Below are 20,944 nucleotides of genomic sequence, written 5' to 3'. Positions count from 1 at the left end.
TATTGTTGTTGTAATATATTTGATTAATTAAATATTCTTTATTAATGTTTTTAATCAAACAAATTGTGTTTTTTTGTAGGAATAATATAAAGAGGAATGGTGGTCAGTCTTAATAATTTTTCAGTTACACTTCCCATAACAATATTCTCTAACCATTTCCGACTATGAGAGCCAATAACAATAATATCAACATCTTTTTCTATTGCCGTTTTTAATATTGTTTCTGCAAAATCTCCCTCCTTTACAAGTATTTGAATAGTTTCATCTGCAAGATGTTCTTTTGTTTTTTCCAGAAAATGTATCATTGTTTTTTTAAGACCATTTTTTTCAAATAAATCACTTGTATCTGCCATACTGAAACCCATTAGTTTTTTGATGGGGGTATATTCAAGAGCAGTATAATATGTTTTATCTGTAATTAAATGCAGAAGTATTATTTCAGCACCCATTTCTTTTGCCATGACAAATCCGGTTTCTGCAATTTTTTGAGCTGTAAAATCATAATCCAATGCAATTAATACTTTGCTATTTATTTTCATTGTATTTTGTTTTAATCATTTTTTTTATTTCTGCTTTTTTGTAGGAATTATATATAATGGAATTAAAGTATTACGTAATACTTTTTCTGTAACACTTCCCATAACAATATTTTCCAACCACTTTTGACTATGTGATCCCATTACAATAACATCTACTTTTAGATCTTTTGCTGCTTTTAATATAGTTTCAGCAAAATCACCCTCCTTTATTACAGTTTTAATTGAATCATCACCAAGATGCTGTTTTGATTTATCAAGAAAATGTTGCGACGCTTTTTTTAAACCTTCAACACTATCCATAGGTATTGATGCTATATCCATATTTCCGGCAAACCCCATTATTGTTATATGTCCTGTTGATGTATAATTTACAGCATCTAAAATCACATGAATTAAAATGACTTCAGATCCAATAGTTTTTGCTAGTGCGAATCCTTCTTCTGCAACTTTTTGTGCAGTATCATTATAATCTAAAGCAATTAAAACCTTTTTCATTTTATTTGTTTTCATAATATTTGTTTTTGAGGTTAATTTTCTTTATTATGTTAAAAATTTTTTAACTGTGTCAAACTTAAAGTATTTATACTTTCTTATTTTACTGATTGAAAATTCGCTGTCAAATCCAATTCTAATAATAACCATAATGCCAGCAATTAATAGTAAAAGATGAATACCATTATTGGTATTAAATCCGAGAAATAAAATAAGCCATAAAAAAATAGTGAATACAGCAAGAAAGTAAAATGAATTTTTCATGTTTTTAAAATTTGATTAATCATATATGTTTTAATATATTCTTAAACAAACCTACCAGATTTGGAAGGAAAAAGCATTACATAATTAAGGAAAATAGTTACATCATTCACACATTTTAATGTGAAACAAAATTTTAACTAAAGTTAATTTTTAATAATTGTTATGCTTTTAAAATGCTAACCTTTTCATAAGATAACTAATTGCCGATCCAGCCTCCTGATTTAGATGCATATTTGCATTTTCAATGTTAAAACAATATGTACAAGAATTATTTATTTGATATAAATAAATCTTTATTCCAGGAACATCATATTGGTTTAATAATATTTCAAACGAAATATTATTAAATACTATTATGGATTCACAAACATCTACTATATTTTTAATTTTTGATTTTAATTCTTCGTCTGGGTTTGGTAATACAGTATGAAAAAAAATAATAACTGGTTTTGATACCTCGTATAGAAATTGAATAAAAGCTTTTTCCTGTGCTATAAATAATACTAATTCATATTGTAATAGAATAATTTTTAAATGTTCTTCATTATTTATATTTATTGCTAATTTTACATATTCTTCAACTAAAGAAGTATTAATTATGTACTTAACCTCATTGGAGTACAAATGTTTTTTATTCCCTATTTCTAACGCACAAACCTGAACAGAAATTAAATTAATAAATTTTTCGTTAATAATTTTAATTAAATTACGTGAATATAGTGCTATATCAGACTCTTCATTTGAATATGGAGTTACGACTAGAACTGCTGGAAGGTCACTTGAATCAACAAAATGCTCTTTTGAAACATTATTATCAAATTCTGACGAAACTATTATATTTTTCATTTGTTATGCATATATTATTATATACTATTTAGCTGTTTTTTTCTTAAAAATTGGTTTAATTTTTAAAATTGGAGGCATTGTATCTCCTAACAAAAATCCCCAAGGCTTTAATGGTTCAATATGATCGAAAATTAGTTTTATAATAGCAAGGAGTGGAATTGATAAAAACATACCAGTAATACCCCAAAGAGCATTTCCTGCAATTACAACTATTATTGAGAATAGTGCATTTATTTTTACTTTTGAAGCAACAATTTTGGGCACTAAATAATTATTATCAATTAATTGAATTATATAATAACAGATAAGAACGTAAATAGCATACCATGCGGTATCTTTTGTTGCTAAGGCGATCGTCATTGGCAATGCTACTCCAACTAATCCTCCAACATAAGGAACAAGATTAAGCAAAGCCCCAATAATACCTAACAAAATGGCATAATCAATACCAAGTAATAATAGTGCAATAGAATTTAGTATCGCTACAATAACAAATTCTATGACTAATCCTATAAGGTAGTGTTGAATTACTGTTTTAATTTGTGAGATTATTTCACTGAGTTTACCTTGATTAGTGGATACGAAAAGCTTACGAATAAAATCGATTAATAAAGGATGATAAAATAATAACATAAAAACATAAACAGGTACCAAAAACAATACTACTATACTATTACCTATTGTTAGTAATGTTTTTCCAATTGCTGCACTACTTGAATTAACTAGTTCTGCTTTTGTTTTTAATATCCATTCCTGAATTTTTATTGGGTTAATATCAAAATAACCTGATGCCCAGGTACTGGTTTGATTTAAAAGCAATGTTATTTTATCAACTAATACAGGCCACGAATCGCTAAACCTACTTAATTGTGAAAATATAAGAGCACTAAATGCAGAAATTATAATAAAGGTAAAACTTAAAGTTATAACAATTGCTAAAACTCTGTTAAATTTTTTAAGAACAAGAAAATTAACTATAGGGTGTAATACTATAGCAATAATTAAAGAAAATACAATAGGCACAATAATGCCTTGAAGGATATACAATATGGCAATTAAGGCAAATAAGCCTATTAAAAATATTGTTGCCTTAATATAAAAAGGCATTTTAAAATCTTTATCTATATTCACATTAAAAGATTTTACTGCTCTCTTTTTTTGAAAACACTATTTATCAAATTCTGACCTACTGATTTTATTGCATCCGAATTTTTTGAAACAACAGTTGTTACTCCAAATTGTATCAAGGAACCTAATAGGTTTCTGAAAACATTACCTGAAGTACCTATAAATATTTTTTTTGAAACATATCCGGTAGCCATGCCGATAACTGTACCTAATACATTTTCAACTAAATTAGGTGACTTAACAACGTCCCTTATTGTATTTTTAATAATATTTACTGGCTTTAAACTTTCATAAGTAATATGAAATTGTTCTTTTAAAAGTTCTAATTTAATAGTTTGCTCAAATTCTAAAAGTTGAATGGCATCCTTAAGGTCAGTAGTTGAAGTTCTTTTTTGCATAATAACAATTATTTAAGCGCTTGTTTAATTATAAAATTGCGAATACGTTTTTTTAAACATTTATTAAAAAAGATTTGTAATATTATTCCTATTAAAACATAGAAAGCCGCTACAACAAAGAACCCATAATATATTTTACCTAAAATTTCTCCTAACCAAAATGAAATTCCAAAATTTAAAAATATCAGGAAAGAGGCAAAAAATAACATTACTGATGAATTTACTATTAAAATAGATGAAATATCTGAAATCTTATCAAGTGCTTTAAGTTTAGCTAATTCATAACTTGTTTTAGCATATTCTGTCGCTTTTTTTAATAGTGTTTCGACTAATTTTGCATTATCTTCCATATTTTTTTTATAATTGGTTAAAACATCGTTGCTTTTACTAACAATAATAGCAGCTAGAATACCCTGAGAAAAAAAGTCTCAGAGTAATTCTAACTATTATATTATTCAGATTTTGCCTTTTGTTGTTCAGCATAATCCGCAGCATCTTCCTTTACTTTTTCAAATTTCTCAGTGATCTCTTCAATAAATTCATTAAATTTATCTTTAACTTCATCTGTATAATCACCACCCTTTTTTAAAATTTTTTTACGAGTGTCTGAACCTTTTGCTGGAGCAAATAAAATACCTAATGCACCACCAACTGCAGCGCCTATCAATAACGCTCCAATTACTTTGATTGAACTGTTTGAATTTTCCATTTTTAAATTGTTTTTTTATAAGATTATTTGTTAAAATTTTTACCTCTAATAATTTGTAGGATTACTGAAATAAGTGCAATAACGAGGAGTATATGTATTATGCTTCCTACACTGAATGCAAAGAACCCGATCACCCAAAATATTAGAAGAATTACTGCTATGAAATAAAGTAGGTTTCCCATAATGTTTTTTTGTTATTACAATTAATTTATCTTTTCTGTTTTTTGCTTAATAAACATTTGCTTTTCCAACTAACAATTTTCGCAAATGCTCATTAAGCTAGGCATTAAAACCTGTAACCAAAAGTTGCCTGATACCAAACATTTTTATATCGAGGAGTTGTTGATGTTCCATCTCCGATGTTATTCTGAAAATCCCATCCAGCCCTAGCACCTATAACAATATGTTTTATTGTAAAATCAGCTCCAATTAAAATGCACATAGTGTTTTTGCGAATGTTATCGTTCTCAAATTCTTGCTCTTGAGCAATACTTGTTGTAGCATTTCCAAATACATCTCTTTGTTTTATTAAGTACGAATATTGTGGACCGCCAAGAATTGTAATAAATTCACTGGGCTTAAATGCAAAAAATATAGGTATATCAATGTAACTTGTTGTTCTAGTAAATTTATAAGTACTACCTAAAATTACACCTGTTGCCTGAAATCCTTTTTGAGAAAATAAAACTTCAGGTTGAACACCTAAATATTTTCCTAATGGAATAGACACAAATCCACCAGCTGCTAATCCAAATTTTGCATCAGCATTAAATTCTTCTCCCCTTGCATCATATACGTTTGAGTAATTTAAACCTATTTTGCCACCAAATTGGACTTTTTCACGAAAATCAGTTTCGTTTTCCTGTGCAGTACCTAAATAAGACAAACCAGCAACTACTGCGAATAATAAAAATAACTTTTTCATTTTGTTTTTATTTTAATAATATATTTATTCTATCGTCAAATTAAAACTGCAATTCTTTTAACGCTTTTGCCATTTCATCCATCTCGTTATTAAATTCGGCTTTAAATATTTCCCAGTTTTCTTTACCCTGATCTGTATATTCATCCATTTTCTTTTTCATATCACTGTTTTTTTGCTCTAGCAAAGCAATTTTCTTCTTGTAATCAGATTTTGCATTTTTCTTGTCTTTTTCAATTCTTGCTTTAAATTCAGCAATGTTGTTTTCGTTAGCAACAATGTTTTCAGCTGTTATTTTTCTATAGCTTTTAATATCCTCAAGATATTCTTGATTAGCTTTATTTAATTCTTCGTTAGCTTTAATAACGTCATCTTGTGCGTTAGCTACTTTTTTTGCTGATGATTGGCAACTTGTTAAAATTGTTCCTGCTATAAATGCTGTTATAGCTAAGATAAAAATTGTTTTTTTCATTTTGTTTATATTTAAGATTTAATTTATTTCTAATTTAAAATAACTAATGTTTAACAATATTCATATTAAACAATACTATTTAAAAACACAAGATTATAGACTTTCAATAATTTTATGCATTTCTTCTTTTGACTTGCCTAATTTTATTTGAAGTCTACCTAGCATTTCTTCTTTCTTGCCTTCAATAAACATTAGATCATTGTCTGTTAATTCTGCGAATTTCTGTTTAAGCTTGCCTTTTTGCTCATTCCAGTTTCCTTTTAATTCTGTTGTATTCATTTTCTTAATTTATATTTTAGTGAATAAATTTTCACTAAGCAAAGTTGAGCAACAAAGGATTAGAATGTATTACAGAATTTTTAAATTAATTTACATGATTCACACATTAACTATAAATTATTTTCTCAATTTTATAAGAATAATTGTTAGGAATTATTTTTTTTCCATGTGTATGCGCATACACTTTTGTAAATTCGGCACCGAAATATAGAATAATTGCTGAATAATAAATCCAGACAAGTATTAGGATAACAGAACCAGCAGCTCCATATGCTGATATTATGCTTATTTTGCCTATATAATATCCAATAGCAAATTTGCCAATCATAAATAAAAAAGAAGTAAAAGATGCACCAATCAAGCAATCATTGAGTGCAATTCTTCCATCTGGTAGTGTTTTAAATATTATAGTGAATAAAATAGTTATAACAATAAAGATTGTAAGTAAATTTATAACATAGAATACAATAATTGAATCATATGTAAAAAACGCGGATAATTTTTTATTTAGAATTTCAATAAATGAATTTATAATTAAGCTAACCAACAATAAAAAACCAACTGAACCAATCATAGAAAATGACATTAGACGATTTTTTATAAATTTTATAAAACCACGTTTAGGCTTTGCTTTTATTCCCCAAATAAAATTTATAGAATCTTGAATTTCAGAAAAAACTCCAGATGCACCAATAATTAGAATGATTATACCAATTGATGTAAAAAACGCATTACTGTTTGAAAGTTTTACATTTTTTATTGTATTCTGAATTTGAAGTGCAGCATCGTTTCCTATAACTCCATTTATTTGTCCGAATATTTCACCATTTACAGCATCTGCACCAAAAATATATCCACATAAGCTTATTATAATAATGAGCAAAGGGGGTAATGAAAAAATAGTGTAATATGATAACGCTGCACTTAATTTAAGGGCATTATCATCAATAAATTCATTTGTTGTTTCTTTTAAAAGGTAAATTATCTTTTTGGGAACTATTAATATTTTCATAACATTATATAATTATTGATATCTGATTGCATCTGGTTTTCCGATTTCAAAATCTCTTAAACCAAAATCATTTGTTTTGAATGAGTTTGTTTTAAATATATCTATTCCATTTCCTGGAATGATAGGATAAAATGATACAGAAACATGAAAGGTATTTAACACAAGATTTTCATTCTTAATTAAAACACCTATTCCAATTTGAGTGTAAATTTTATTATTAATAAACCCTTTTGTTTCATTACCTAACATACCAATTGAATAATTAAGATATGGGCCAAAACAAAATCCAATAAAATTCCAGGGGGCATAAGATTGTGTTTGTAATGTGAATAATATACGTTTAGTTCCTATTAGTTCAGGACTATTAAAACCATCAATGCCATAGCCATCATTGATTGTTATATTTTCATTTGGTAAACGATTTACTCCAATGGTAACTTGTGATTTTACAAATTGTCTGATTTTCCAATTTCCAATTTCAAGAATTCTTGTAAAATAATTTACATTCGCATTAATTATACCTTGTTCGGCATTAGATGCACGAAAGAAAGTTCCGTATTCTATGTTACAACTAAGATATCCCCAATTAAAATAATTACCTAATGAAAATCTTGATCCTACATAAAAGCGATTTGTATTCTTTTTTTGATAACCTCCAGTTAGACTAAAAACCTTTCCTATTGGAATATCTTCAGTAACCCCAAATTTAAATATATATTTATCTTGTACATATTTTCTCATTGAAATTCCAACACTTGTTAAATAAAAGTCCTCATTCGAAAATACCCTAAGTGAATCGTACAATCCTATCGGTTTTTCTATATACCGTGTTCGTAAAAAACGAATAGCAGTAATAAAATTTGTTGTACGATTAGTCTCTGATTTTCCTTTAAATATTTGCATTGCATTACCTGCCCAATAATCTTGTATGTTTAATTTAAGTTTCTGCCAAAATAAAAGTGAATCGCCTGAATTTATTATATATTCGCTATATTGTTGTGCTAAATTAAATCCTGCTGCCCACTTTGTAAATGAGGAAAAAAATGGTCTGTCAAGTGCAAAACTTTTGCTGTAATTCCTAAATTCATCTGAATTATAATGTAAAGTTGAGTTTATAAATGTATTATTGATATTAGGAATATAATAACTTGTATTATAGGAATTTTTACCTGTTGTATGATACCACGTAAAAGCATTTTTAAATTCGTGGCCTAATCCTAAAAAGTTTTTTTCTACTATGTTTATTTTTAGTTTTGAGGAAGACAAATCAATATTCGGTATAATACTCCACTTATCTAATTCACGAATATATATATCAATTGAATCGGATAGTTTTGATGTTGCAATAACAAATACCGAAACATCCCTAACAAATCCACTACTTCTAATTAATCGTTCCGACTCTTTTAAAAGCAGTGAATCGAATATTTGATTTTTACGAATTAGCAATAAATTGCTTATTGTTAAATGCCGGGATTTTATATGTAATTTATTTCCTGCATTAAAAATAATATTTTTTGATTCTACTAATGGTTTTGAAATCGAATATCCAAACGGATCCAGAGTTTGAATGTAAATATGTCTTATTATTTTTCCTTCAAAATTGACAAATGAATGTTGTTTCACTATTACAAATTCTTTTATAAAAACTTCTGGTATTTGAGAACTCGAAACAACAGGTCTAAAAACTATTTTATATAAAAACTTTGTAAAATTGTGACGTTTAGAGTAGGTTTCAATTTTGTTATAAATATTAGAAGAATCAGAGTTAACAGTAATATTTTGTGCAACAACATAATTATAACATAATGTTGAAATTAAAACAATAATAATCTTTAACCACTTTTGCATTTAATATTATTGAATGAATAAACATTCTTATTACAAATTATTTCTTGTTTGCTTTTCTTCTGCTTTGTTCAGCCTCTTTTCTAAGTTTAGCGGCTTCTCTAGACTTTTTATTAAAAAACCCTTTTAATAGAAAATTATGCTTAACCGCATCCATGTTTTCGTCTAATCCTTTACTACTCTTTTTAAGATTAACAATTGTCATGTTAATGTTTTCTGCAATAGTAGAATCTTGAATTAATCGACCAAGCGTACCTTTGCCACTATTTATTTTGGACATAATTTCTGATAATTGTTGCGAAATAATTTCAGCATTTGATGCAGTCACAAGCAAACTTGTTAAAATAGCATCAGTCTCGACTGGCTCGATAGATTCTAGTTGTTGGCCTGTTATAGCTAAAGGGGCATTAAAACTTCCCTGTGTAATTATTAAAAGCTTGTCGCCAATAATGCCCTCTGATCCAATTACAACTTCACAGTCAGATTTAATAAACTGTTTTACTTCTTTTTTTATAAGCATATCAACCTTAACGGTTGAATCATTAATAATAATGATATTATCAACTGTGCCAACATTAACACCCGAAAAACGAACGTTATTTCCGACTTGTAATCCACTAACATTATAAAATGTTGCATTAAGATTAAATACCGGATTAAACAAATTCTTTTGTTTTCCAATAATAAATATTGCCATCATAAATATTGCAAATCCTATTGCAACAAATAGTCCTAATCGTATTTTAAATTTTTGTGTATGCGTATCCATAATTTATATTGTTAATTACTTCTTTAATTAAAAAATGATTTTACTAATGAATCCGATGAATTTTCGAAAAAGTCTAAATTTCCCTCCAGATAGACTTCACCATCTTTTAACATTATTATTCTATTTGCTGTGTTATGAGCACATTTAATATCGTGAGTAATAATAATGGATGATGTTTTATATTTTTTCTGAACATTTAAAATAAGCTCACTTATTTCATCAGAGGTAATGGGATCAAGGCCTGTTGTTGGTTCATCATAAAGCATTATCAAAGGATCAACAACAATAGTACGAGCTAAACTTATACGTTTTCTCATACCTCCCGAAAGTTGAGAGGGCATTTTATTTAAAGTGTCTGCTAAACCAACGTGTTCTAATACTTCATTAACTTTTTCTGAAATTTCTTTTTCATTTAAATTCTTTTTTAATCTTCGTAATGGAAATTCAAGATTTTGCTTTACAGTCATTGAATCATATAACGCACCAGATTGAAATAGAAAGCCTATTTTCTGCCTCATTTCACTTAATTCTTTTCTATTTAAGGAAGCAACATTTTGTCCAAAAACATTTATTGTTCCACCTTCAAATTTTAATAACCCAACTATGCACTTTATTAAAACCGATTTCCCACTTCCTGATTTACCAAGTACAACAAGGTTTTCGCCATTATATAGTTTTAATGAAACATTAGTCAGTACATTTTGTTTGCCAAATGATTTCTTAAGATCAATTATTTCAATCACTACATCATCATCATTTAAAGTTTTTAAAGATGATTTATTTACACTTTCTATTTTCATATTACAAGCATATCAGTAATTTGTACTGCAATTAAATCAACTATAATAACCATTAATGAAGCTAACACCACAGCAGAATTTGCAGCAATACCCACACTTTCTGTTCCACGCCCTGCATTGTATCCTTTGTAACAACCTACCAAACCTATCACGGCTCCGAAGAAAAATGATTTAATAACAGCTGGTAAGAAATCTAAAAATGTGATATGACTAAATGCTTGTGAAAAAAATAAATAAAATGAAACATCGCCTTTTATATTTGCTCCAGCCCAGCTGCCAAATATTCCTAGTGCGTCAGCATATAATATTAATACAGGTATCATTAATGTTGCTGCCAAAACTCTTGTAACAACTAAGAAACGCATTGGGTTAGTTGAGGACACTTCCATTGCTTCAATTTGTTCGGATACCTTCATCGAACCAAGTTCAGCACCCATACCAGATCCAATTTTGCCTGCACAAATTAGTGCTGTTATTACAGGACCCATTTCTTTTATTAAAGATTCAGCAACCATTCCGGGGAGCATTGTTACTGCACCAAAATTTATAAGTGTTGGTCGTGATTGGATTGTAAGAACTAATCCCATAATAGTTCCTGTAATTGAGATGAGTGGTAAAGATTTATATCCAATTTGAAAACACTGACGTAAAAATTCTTTGAACTCAAAATTTCGCGAAAATGTTTCTTTTATTATTTGTGAAATAAACAAAAACACATCTGCAATATCAGTCAAAATATTACTTGCTATTACTGTTTTGGCTATTGTTTTATCACTAAGTTTTATTGATTGGGTTTTTGCAAAAACTTTAGCTTTTATAACAGGAGTAAATTTTTTCATATGTTACATAATTTTCATGTTAAGTAACTTTTCATAGTTATTATTAAAAAAAAACGCCTATTCATTAAGAATGGCGTTTTTTAATATTGTTATAATTATTTTACAATAATTATAAATTCTGTACGTCTGTTATTTTGGTGTTCTTCTTCTGAACATTCTGAAACAACAGTACCTTCGCAAGAACATGCATTTACTAATTTAGTTTCACCATATCCTTTGCCATAAATACGTTCTGGCTTTGTTATTCTCGATTTAATATAGCTAGCAGATGATTTAGCTCTATTTTCAGATAATGTTTGATTAAATTTTTCAGTTCCTCTACAATCAGTATGTGATCCCAATTCAATCGTCATTTCTGGATATTCATTCATTACCCTAACAATTTCATTTAAATCAGCCACAGCATCCTGACGAATGTTATATTTGCCATAATCAAAATATATTGTTTTAGGATCAAACTCTAATATCTTACCCAAATCCTTACCTACTTCAAGTTTTTCTTCAAATGTTTTAGGTATAATAGTTTCTTCTTTTTTAAGAAGAATTACATCAGCTTTTACAATAAACTCTTTTCCAAATGTACTTGCAATACTATCACCTTCTTTATAATTCTCTTTTTTTCCAAATATTTTATAATTTTTATTTGATTCCACTAAAAAACTAAATGCAGCATCACTTCCAGTTGTTACAGTATCAATAAAATTACTTTGCTCATCAATTAATTTGATAAAAGTATTAGATAACAAATTACTATCAATATCTAATGCATTTCCAATTATTTTTTTTCCAATTTCTAACGAATTAAAAGCAACAGAATATATATCATCGCCACCACTACCGTAACTTCTGTTAGATGTAAAATAACCCTTAGCTAAATTATTATCTGAAATTACTGCAAAATCATCATATTGTGAATTTAATGGAGCACCTGCATTATATACTTTACCTTGTTTTGAGCCAATCATTGGGCACATAAAAATATCCAAACCACCTAATCCATAAAGTCCATTTGATGCAAAAAATAAAACTTCATTTTTTTCTTCAAAAAATGGAAACATTTCATCGCCTTCTGTATTTATTTTATTTCCCATATTTACTGCATTTCCCCATTCGCCTTTTTCATTTTTTGTTACTTTATAAATATCTGAACCACCGAAACCACCAGACATATCACTTGTAAAATACATTGTATTTCCATTAGAAGTTAAAGAGGGTTGACCAACCGAATAATCAAAGCTATTTAGAATAAAAGGCTCAGGTTTTGACCATTTTTTATCTTTAAAATTGCTAAACCAAATTTGAAGTTCTACCACTTTGTCTTTACTTTTATCATTATAATGATTTCTAGTGAATGCCATAGAATTACCTTCGTTACTAAAACTAGCTGGGCCATCATGAAATTTTTTATTTAAACCTCTATCAAATTTCTTTGGTTTTTTTAATTGTCCATCTTCTACATCTGAAACATACATATCCCAAAATGGCTTTCCTGTCCAATTATATTTTCTAACAATCATTTTAGGTTTTGATATTGTAGACGAAAACACGATACCATTTTTATAATAAACTGAACCAAAATCATCGGCAAGAGTATTAATATCCATATGTGTTATAAGATATCTACTACTGTCATTTATCAAATTAGAATAAGTACCTGAATTTTCAGTAAAACTAATAGCTCGCAAATCTGTCGGTTTTAAATCACTAAATTTTATCATCCATTTATTTGATTCTTCATATTTGCCATTTGCTTTTAAAACCATAGCATAATTATAATAATCCTCTGGAAACAGTTCTTCGTTTCTATTAATCAACTTAGAATAAGCTATTTCTGCCTCTATGTTTTGCACAGTATTATGATATGCTTCAGCTAGCCTTCTTTGACCCTCAACACTTAAATTTTTAGTATGTGTATATTTCTCAATAGCTTTATCGTATGAGTAATTGAAAGATTGCTTATCGCCTTTTAATTCTTTGTGAGATTTTTCTACATTGTCACTAATAGAATATTTCATTAAGTTTCTTTCTCCATAAACCTCTTCTACTGCCTTTTCTTGTGCGCTTATGTTAATGCTAATCCCTGTAAAAACAACTAAGGGAATAAATATATTTTTCATTTTGTTTATATTTTAATTTGTTAAAAATTTCTTGGAGAATGAATTTGCTTTTTACTTGAATAGATAAAATCATATCGTAAAACTATTTCATGACTGCCCTGATTATACTTAAATGTTCTAAGACCATAAGACCAATCATATGAATAACCTAAATGTAATTGCTCGGTAACATCAAATCCAATTAGACCTCCAAAAGCATCTCCAGTACGAAACATTACACCTAATAATAATTTCTTAGCTATTACAAAAGATGCAGTAAGATCGGCTTGAATTGGAGCAGCAGGAGTTAATTTAATAAACGCTGTAGGTTTAAATGCCAGGTTATTTGATAAATTAAACAATGCACCGGTAATAAAGAAATAATGTCTTTGTTCCTTTGCTATCATTATATTCTCGCCTGATTGATTTGCTACTGTATAACTATTTTGGATCAAATTAGGTGCAGATACACCTGCATAAAAACGATCTCTGTAGTAATATGCACCAAAACCGAAATTTGGAGTTATTTTATTATTTATATTAGTCTGAAATACTGGATCAAGTTGTTGATCTAACTGCAGTGTATTTAAATTTGCCTGAAAAACATTAACTCCTGCACTTAAACCAAGTGCTAATTTTGATTTTTCATTAAGTTTCATAATATAGGCAAAATCGACAAGTGCTGTTGTATTATTAACAGGTCCTATTTTATCATTTAAGACAGACATTCCAATTCCAATATGCTCGTTTATTAAAGGAGTATGTAATGTTAATGTTTGAGTTCTTGGAGCACCTTTAAAATCAACCCATTGGGAACGATGAAGCGCAGTAACTGTTAATGCATCTCTACTTCCGGCATAACCAGGGTTGATCATTAAAGTATTGTACATATAGTGAGTATACATTGGAGCTTGCTGAGAATAGGCAGTTAGACTTCCAATGGATAAAGTCAATACTACTAATATTTTATTTAATGTTTTCATTTTGTTTTTATTATTAAATTTTATTTATTGTTACCGATTAAGATAAATTGTTCCTTTGTAAACATTAGAGCCATCACCTAAATCAAGTACATAAAAATATGTTGCAATAGGCAATTTATCTCCACCTACTCGTATTCCAAATGTGGTTGTACCATCCCATGTATTTAAGTAAGAATTTGCTTCAAATACTTTGTTACCCCAACGATTAAAAACTTCAAATGCATTGTTAGGAAATCTATCAATTCCTCTTATAACAAATAAGTCATTAATGCCATCACCGTTTGGAGAGAATCCTTCAGGAATAAAGAAATCAACAGTATCACAATCATTAACTACAACTGTAATATTTAATGGGATTGAAGAACATCCGTTATTTGAAACTACCAAAGTGTAAATACCTGCATCGGTAGCTAAAGCGGAAGAAATTATTGGATTTTGGCTTACTGAAGTATATCCATTAGTATTTATCCAGCTATATGTAGCTCCAGCAATTGATAAAGTACTTAAATTAATTGCACTACCAATACATACAGGAGAATTACTACTTGCAGCAGAAACAGGTATTTGATTTACTGTTAACTGAGTTACAATAATACTATCACAGCCATTAACAGATAAAAGAGTATCATTATAGTTCCCTGTTAAAGTGTAAATATTTCCATTAAATATATAACTAACTCCATCGCATATTGCTTGAGGATTATTTGTAGTGAAAAAAGGAACAACAGAAAGTTGAGTTACAATTATACTGTCACAGCCATTTATAGATATAAGGGTATCATTATAGTTACCAGCTAAAGTGTAAGTATTTCCGTTAAAAATATAACTTCCACCATTACATATTGTCTGGGGATTATTAGTAGTATAAAAAGGCACAACAGAAAGTTGTGTTACAATTATACTATCGCAACCAGCAATTGAAATAAGGGTATCGTTATAGTAACCAGTTAAAGTGTAAGTATTTCCGTTGAAAATATAACTTCCACCATTACATATTGTTTGTGGATTATTAGTAGTATAAAAAGGCACAACAGAAAGTTGTGTTACAATTATACTATCGCAACCAGCAATTGAAATAAGGGTATCGTTATAGTTGCCAGCTAAAGTATATGTGTTTCCATTGAAGATATAACTACCACCATTACATATTGTTTGTGGATTATTAGTAGTATAAAAAGGGACAACAGAAAGTTGAGTTACAATTATACTGTCGCAGCCAGCAATTGAAATAAGGGTGTCGTTATAGTTACCAGCTAAAGTATATGTGTTTCCATTGAAGATATAACTACCACCATTACATATTGTTTGTGGATTATTTGTTGTAAATAATGGAGATACAGAAAGTTGAGTTACAATTATGCTATCACAACCACTAATTGAAGTAAGAGTATCATTATAATTGCCAGCTAAAATATATGTATTTCCATTGAATATATAGCTACCACCATTACATATTGTTTGGGGATTATTTGTTATTAATAAAAGAGAAACTGAAAGTTGAGTAACAATTATACTGTCACAACCATCTATTGCTGTTAGTGTATCATTATAATTACCTGCTAATGTATAAATGTTTCCATTAAATGTATAACTTCCTCCATTGCATATTGTTTGAGGATTATTTGTAATAGTTGGAACACAAGGAGCTCCACAACCAGGAGTCATAGCAGCAGCTAAACCTGCAGTAGTAATTGCACCATTTATAGAAAGAGCTCTGCCTTCAAGTACAACTCCAGTATATCTTAAATTTATTGCACCAGCCGACACAACAATATTTCCTCTGAAAATAGAATTATCACTAATCTCAACTGCGCCATCAATCATCCAAAATACGTTTTTAGCCTGTGCTCCGTTAATTAATTTAACTCTTGAGTTAACGCTTGTTGTAAGACCACCACCTGTAATTTTTATAACAAAAACTGCATTTGAATTTCCTTGAGCATCAAGGTAAAGTGAATCAGTTAATGTTGCAGGTCCAAATGCACCACCTGAACTCATAAGGTAAACATGAGGTGTAAGTACTAAATTACGTCCAAACAAGACGGGATAAAGTAATTCAATATCAGGAATCATTGCATTTAAAGTATTATATACATTTGTTAAATCTGTAGCAGCTAACATTGTGGAAGGATCACCGGTAGGGTGAAGGGTACCTGTTACATTACCCGCTGTCCATCCAGTAACAGAGCCACCGCCGGCATTTCCAACATCACCAATGGAAGTAGATGATAAATTACCATCTAATGCACCAATACTTGAAAATATTGTATAACAATATAGAGAAGCAAGATCGACCGCAGGTGGTCCTGTAAGAATAGGGCTACCGCAGCCAATAGGCATATATGCTGTAATTCCATCAATAGTAATAGCTCCGGCAGGTGTTGAGAAAGCCCTTCCTTCTAAAGAATCACCAGAACCCATATTTATTAAGCCACCACTAATAATATTTCCTCTCATAGTAGTTAATGACGCCATAGTAACAGCACCATCAATTTTCCAGAATACATGACAAGCTTTTGCACCATTTATTAATCTCACTCTGGATAGAGTATTGGTTGAGAATGTTCCTGCAACTTTAAAAACAAATTCGGCATTTGCACTTCCTAGCCCATCTAAAATAAGATCTAGTGTAAGTGTTGCATTTCCTGGGATTGAATAAATTCCAGGAGTTAAAGTTAAACCGCTCCCTAACGCAAGAGGACCAACTAAAGTTGCAGGGTTACTATTTAATTGAGCAATCGTAGCTTGTAAATCTATTTCACAAGCAGTAGTTGCAGGATCAACACCAGGATGCATTATACCATCTATATTGCCAAACCCTGTCATAGGACCAGCCGTAAGCGTTCCAACATCACCAGTAATATGTGAATGTGCACTGGCATTGTCACCTACTGCCCCAGAGGAAGTAAATAGTACAAATTTTGAGGCATCAGGACCTAGGCTTATCACCTGTCCGAAATTTACTTTCGGAAAAAACAATAGAGTAACTACTGTTATAATAAGTAATAAATTGAGTTTCATTTTTAATGTTTTAATTAGTGAAAATATTTTCACAATACAAAGGTGAGTAAGTTGAAGAGGTAATGTGTTACAGAACTTTCGAAATAACTTATATAATTCACACGTTTAGAATATAAAACATTATTTCTTCAATTCCATTTGTCCAGTCTTAACAATATCTAAAGAAAAGGACTGCTTAATTGGATAAGTAGATTCTAAAATTGCATTAAGAGTTAATGTATAATCATAATTATCATTATTAAAAATTACTTCAAAAAATATTTTCCCTATATTTTTGAGATTGACTTCAATTGGAAGATTAATAAATGTAGATCTGTTTGGTTTAATATTAACTTGTTGTTTAAGATTTCCGTTTAATTTACCACGTTTTAAAATACTCATAGTATAACTAATATCTTTTATAGATAAGTTTACATTGCTATAGTTAATTATTTCTACTTTCGCATTAGCTAGAATAGATTTCATTCCAATTTTACTATATGTTATTTCAATAATATTTATTTCTGGTGGTTGTGGTATTTTAATCAATGCTGATTTTTCTATTGGAATTTCTACTTTACCAAGAACTGTTGAATATTGAAGAAAAATATTTATTTGATAGCTTACACTATCGCCTTTTTTTCTTTCTATACTTAAATCATTTAAAATAGCTTTATAAGGTATTTTTAACGAAAAATTAATACAATCTACTCCCTTTGCTTGTAATGCTACTCCTAAATATTTTTGATTGTTCAAATACACTTTATCGAATAATGAAACTTTGTATTTTATCGAATCAATTTTGATTTTATAAAATGATTTATTCCTAACTACAAGTTTTGAATTTATATAAGCAGTATCATTTTTAACAACAACATGTATTTCACCAATCTGTTGAACTGTTGGTATAAAATGCTCAACAATCTTTTTTCTGAACACAAAAAGAACTGTACCACAAATAAGTAAAAAAGCAATTATTATAAGTATAGTAATTATAATTTTATTTTTCATTTGATTTCTTACTTTTTTTCAATTCTTTCTTAAAATATCTACGTAATAAAAAATTATGCTGAAGCGCTTCAAGGTCTTTGTCTAATTTTTCAGAACTAGTTTTTAAATTACTGATTGTAGATTTTAAATTATCACCTGATTGCTCATCATACAATAATACTCCAACAGGGCTTTTAGTATTATCACTTGCTCTTTTAATATTATTCACAAATATATTTGCAGTATCAGTTATACTATTCAATTTAAAAACAGATTTTTTTAATGAGTTAAACACTGTTGTATCTGTTGTTAATTCATTTACCAAGGTACCTTTCTTATTCATGTTTTCACTGAATTTTTCTAAAGAAGCAAGGAGTTTTTGTGCATTAACCGAAGCTTTTTGAAGAGCATTTGTAGTAGCATAAATACTGTAATAGATTGAATCATTATTCATAAGTTTCCCAATAGATCCTTCACCTTTTGCCATTTTATTTGTTAAAGCCAAAACATTAAGATTATTTTGCTGAAAAGTTGCCATTATATCATCTGTAGATAACATTGTTTCATTATTAAGCATATCGCCTTCGGCTATCTCTGCTGCAGATGAAGTTCCTCCATAGATTACAAGAATTTTATTTCCAATTAACCCATCTGTACTAATTTTAACTTTTGCATCTTTTCGTATATATTGTTTGGATTCGATGTTGATATGCATAATTACTTTTACCTGTGATTTTCCGTAGAACTCAATTTTTTTAACTGTCCCGATTTTAACTCCGGAAAACCAAATATTATTTCCAGAATGCAAACCATTAACATCACCGAAAACAGTTGATATGGACATCTTCTTAGTAAATGTTGAATGCAAATTACCAACAATCATGATTCCACCTATAAGGAATATAATTCCAATAAAAATAAAAACACCAACTACTACGGGTCGACTTTTAGATAACTCATTCATGACTTATTGTATAAAATTATAATTATAAAAACTTTTTATTTGTTCGTTGTTTTCCCGATTGCTATCGGGATCAAATACTTCATTGAATTTGCCTACTTTAACAAAGCTACCATCTAACAACATAGCTACTCGGTTACTAGTTTCTTTAGCACAAGTAAGATCATGAGTTATAATTATGGAAGTTGTATTGTATTTTTCCTGAACTTCATTTATTAATTTATTTATTTCTGCTGAAGTAATAGGGTCCAATCCAGATGTAGGTTCATCATATAACATTATTTCTGGTTTAAGAATTAATGTTCGAGCTATTCCTATTCTTTTTCTTTGTCCACCTGAAAGATCTGATGGCATTTCATTAATTTTATCGAGTAAGCCAACTGCATCTAATACTTCTTCTACAGTTTTATCAATTACCAATCTTGTTAATTTTGTTCTATTAATTGTTAACGGAAACTCAAGATTTTTTCTAACATTCATACTATCGTATAATGCACTACTCTGAAACGAAAATCCAATTTTTAAACGAAGAATGTCTAATTCTTTACCTAATAATTTATCTACTTGTTTACCAAAAACAGTAACAATTCCTTTATCAGGAAACAATAAGCCAATAATAATCTTTATAAGAACAGATTTTCCTGCACCTGAACGACCAAGTATAACAATATTCTCACCTTTAAAAACATCAAGGTTTATATCTTTTAAAATATCTAATTCACCAAACGATTTATACAATCCTTTGATAGAAATAATAGCTTCCTGATTTGATATTGTAATTTGCTTTTCCATTTTGTTAATAATATCTAATCCAATTAGCCATTTGAACAATTACAACTTCTTCTATAAAAATCAAAAACATTGCAAGCACAACTGCTTGATTTGCTGCTCTACCAACTCCCCATGTTCCTTTAATTGCATTATATCCTTTATAAGTTCCTATTATTCCAATAGTAAATCCAAAAACCATGGATTTTAAAAGTGATGATAAAAGATCTAAAAATGTAATTGTAGAAAATGCATTATTAAAAAAACTAATTATACTTGTTGCCTCAAATGAGTGAACATTAAAATATGAGCCCAAAAGTGCAACAACACTACAATATAAGCCTAATATAGGAATAGAAATAGTTGTTGCAATTACACGTGTTACGACTAAATATTTAAATGGATTTATTGCCGAAACTTCCATAGCATCTATTTGTTCGGAAACTCTCATTGAACCTAATTCGGCACCTATGCTTGAACCAACTTTCCCGGCACAGATTAATGCTGTAACTAAAGCCCCAAGTGCCCTGACAATTGCAATAGACACTAACGAAGGCAACCAAGAAGTGCACCAAATTCTGATAAAGAAGGTCTTGATTGTTGAGTAAAGACGATACCTATTATAAAACCCGTAAGAGTTATTAATGGAAGGGATTTTACACCTATTTCAAAGCATTGATTTATAATTTCACGTAAATAAAATGGAGAATTAAACGCTTCCTTAAAAAAGCGAAGTACAAATTTGTATGTATTGTTAACATCAATAAAGAATTGATCAATACTTTTGGAAAATAAATATTTATTTAAAAAAGATTTTCTCACAATTTCT

23 protein-coding genes and 1 pseudogene are annotated in these 20,944 nt (G+C 28.9%); all 24 read right to left on the bottom strand.

The features are described 5' to 3' along the window. Positions 1–50: 50 nt before the first annotated feature. Positions 51–539, bottom strand: coding sequence for a universal stress protein (locus tag HY951_05380; protein MBI5539469.1), 489 nt, complete (start codon positions 537–539; stop codon positions 51–53). Positions 540–563: 24 nt separating this feature from the next. Next, a complete protein-coding gene (locus tag HY951_05375; GenBank protein MBI5539468.1) occupies positions 564–1,049 on the bottom strand; it encodes a universal stress protein in 486 nt (161 codons plus the stop codon). Between the two features lie 30 nt (positions 1,050–1,079). Further along, positions 1,080–1,295 (bottom strand): hypothetical protein, encoded by a 216-nt coding sequence (locus HY951_05370; GenBank protein ID MBI5539467.1) that lies wholly within the window; start codon positions 1,293–1,295, stop codon positions 1,080–1,082. A 168-nt stretch (positions 1,296–1,463) separates the two neighbouring features. Further along, positions 1,464–2,141 carry a hypothetical protein gene (locus tag HY951_05365; protein ID MBI5539466.1) on the bottom strand — a complete coding sequence of 226 codons (678 nt, stop codon included), beginning with the start codon at positions 2,139–2,141 and terminating at the stop codon, positions 1,464–1,466. A gap of 24 nt (positions 2,142–2,165) precedes the next feature. Next, the gene (locus HY951_05360) at positions 2,166–3,248 is read right to left on the bottom strand and encodes an AI-2E family transporter (GenBank protein ID MBI5539465.1); all 1,083 of its coding nucleotides are present in this window, start codon (positions 3,246–3,248) and stop codon (positions 2,166–2,168) included. Between the two features lie 35 nt (positions 3,249–3,283). Next, entirely contained in the window at positions 3,284–3,667 is a 384-nt protein-coding gene (locus tag HY951_05355) for a hypothetical protein (GenBank protein ID MBI5539464.1), read from the bottom strand. Between the two features lie 8 nt (positions 3,668–3,675). After that, positions 3,676–4,017, bottom strand: coding sequence for a phage holin family protein (locus tag HY951_05350; protein MBI5539463.1), 342 nt, complete (start codon positions 4,015–4,017; stop codon positions 3,676–3,678). Between the two features lie 101 nt (positions 4,018–4,118). Further along, positions 4,119–4,376, bottom strand: coding sequence for a YtxH domain-containing protein (locus HY951_05345; GenBank protein ID MBI5539462.1), 258 nt, complete (start codon positions 4,374–4,376; stop codon positions 4,119–4,121). A gap of 23 nt (positions 4,377–4,399) precedes the next feature. Next, complete coding sequence (locus HY951_05340) at positions 4,400–4,558, bottom strand: lmo0937 family membrane protein (protein ID MBI5539461.1); 159 nt, start codon at positions 4,556–4,558, stop codon at positions 4,400–4,402. Positions 4,559–4,662: 104 nt separating this feature from the next. After that, the gene (locus tag HY951_05335) at positions 4,663–5,301 is read right to left on the bottom strand and encodes a PorT family protein (GenBank protein ID MBI5539460.1); all 639 of its coding nucleotides are present in this window, start codon (positions 5,299–5,301) and stop codon (positions 4,663–4,665) included. A gap of 40 nt (positions 5,302–5,341) precedes the next feature. Continuing rightward, positions 5,342–5,770: a hypothetical protein gene (locus HY951_05330; GenBank protein MBI5539459.1), complete on the bottom strand. Its 429-nt coding sequence runs from the start codon at positions 5,768–5,770 to the stop codon at positions 5,342–5,344. A gap of 93 nt (positions 5,771–5,863) precedes the next feature. Continuing rightward, positions 5,864–6,049 carry a CsbD family protein gene (locus tag HY951_05325; protein MBI5539458.1) on the bottom strand — a complete coding sequence of 62 codons (186 nt, stop codon included), beginning with the start codon at positions 6,047–6,049 and terminating at the stop codon, positions 5,864–5,866. Between the two features lie 106 nt (positions 6,050–6,155). Beyond that, complete coding sequence (locus HY951_05320; protein ID MBI5539457.1) at positions 6,156–7,061, bottom strand: YihY/virulence factor BrkB family protein; 906 nt, start codon at positions 7,059–7,061, stop codon at positions 6,156–6,158. 12 nt (positions 7,062–7,073) lie between these two features. Continuing rightward, the gene (locus tag HY951_05315) at positions 7,074–8,912 is read right to left on the bottom strand and encodes a hypothetical protein (protein MBI5539456.1); all 1,839 of its coding nucleotides are present in this window, start codon (positions 8,910–8,912) and stop codon (positions 7,074–7,076) included. 37 nt (positions 8,913–8,949) lie between these two features. Then, entirely contained in the window at positions 8,950–9,678 is a 729-nt protein-coding gene (locus HY951_05310; protein ID MBI5539455.1) for an MCE family protein, read from the bottom strand. Between the two features lie 23 nt (positions 9,679–9,701). Next, a complete protein-coding gene (locus HY951_05305) occupies positions 9,702–10,478 on the bottom strand; it encodes an ATP-binding cassette domain-containing protein (protein MBI5539454.1) in 777 nt (258 codons plus the stop codon). Further along, positions 10,475–11,317: an ABC transporter permease gene (locus HY951_05300; GenBank protein ID MBI5539453.1), complete on the bottom strand. Its 843-nt coding sequence runs from the start codon at positions 11,315–11,317 to the stop codon at positions 10,475–10,477. The genes HY951_05305 and HY951_05300 overlap by 4 nt, the downstream gene beginning before the upstream one ends. A gap of 95 nt (positions 11,318–11,412) precedes the next feature. Then, entirely contained in the window at positions 11,413–13,434 is a 2,022-nt protein-coding gene (locus HY951_05295) for an OmpA family protein (protein MBI5539452.1), read from the bottom strand. A gap of 20 nt (positions 13,435–13,454) precedes the next feature. Beyond that, on the bottom strand, positions 13,455–14,396 hold the full coding sequence (locus HY951_05290) for a type IX secretion system membrane protein PorP/SprF (protein MBI5539451.1): 942 nt from the start codon (positions 14,394–14,396) through the stop codon (positions 13,455–13,457). Positions 14,397–14,426: 30 nt separating this feature from the next. Continuing rightward, complete coding sequence (locus HY951_05285) at positions 14,427–17,417, bottom strand: DUF3494 domain-containing protein (protein MBI5539450.1); 2,991 nt, start codon at positions 17,415–17,417, stop codon at positions 14,427–14,429. Positions 17,418–17,537: 120 nt separating this feature from the next. Then, positions 17,538–18,407: an LEA type 2 family protein gene (locus tag HY951_05280; GenBank protein ID MBI5539449.1), complete on the bottom strand. Its 870-nt coding sequence runs from the start codon at positions 18,405–18,407 to the stop codon at positions 17,538–17,540. Further along, entirely contained in the window at positions 18,397–19,350 is a 954-nt protein-coding gene (locus tag HY951_05275) for an MCE family protein (protein ID MBI5539448.1), read from the bottom strand. Before HY951_05275 ends, HY951_05280 begins: the two co-directional genes overlap by 11 nt. A gap of 3 nt (positions 19,351–19,353) precedes the next feature. After that, positions 19,354–20,139, bottom strand: a complete 786-nt coding sequence (locus HY951_05270; protein MBI5539447.1) for an ATP-binding cassette domain-containing protein — start codon at positions 20,137–20,139, stop codon at positions 19,354–19,356. Between the two features lie 4 nt (positions 20,140–20,143). Next, positions 20,144–20,937: pseudogene (locus tag HY951_05265) on the bottom strand (ABC transporter permease). Between the last annotated feature and the right edge of the window lie 7 nt (positions 20,938–20,944).

The sequence above is a fragment of the Bacteroidia bacterium genome (genome assembly GCA_016218155.1).
In the GTDB taxonomy this organism is placed as follows: Bacteria; Bacteroidota; Bacteroidia; order Bacteroidales; family GWA2-32-17; genus GWA2-32-17.
This window is presented reverse-complemented; position numbering and strand designations above follow the sequence as displayed.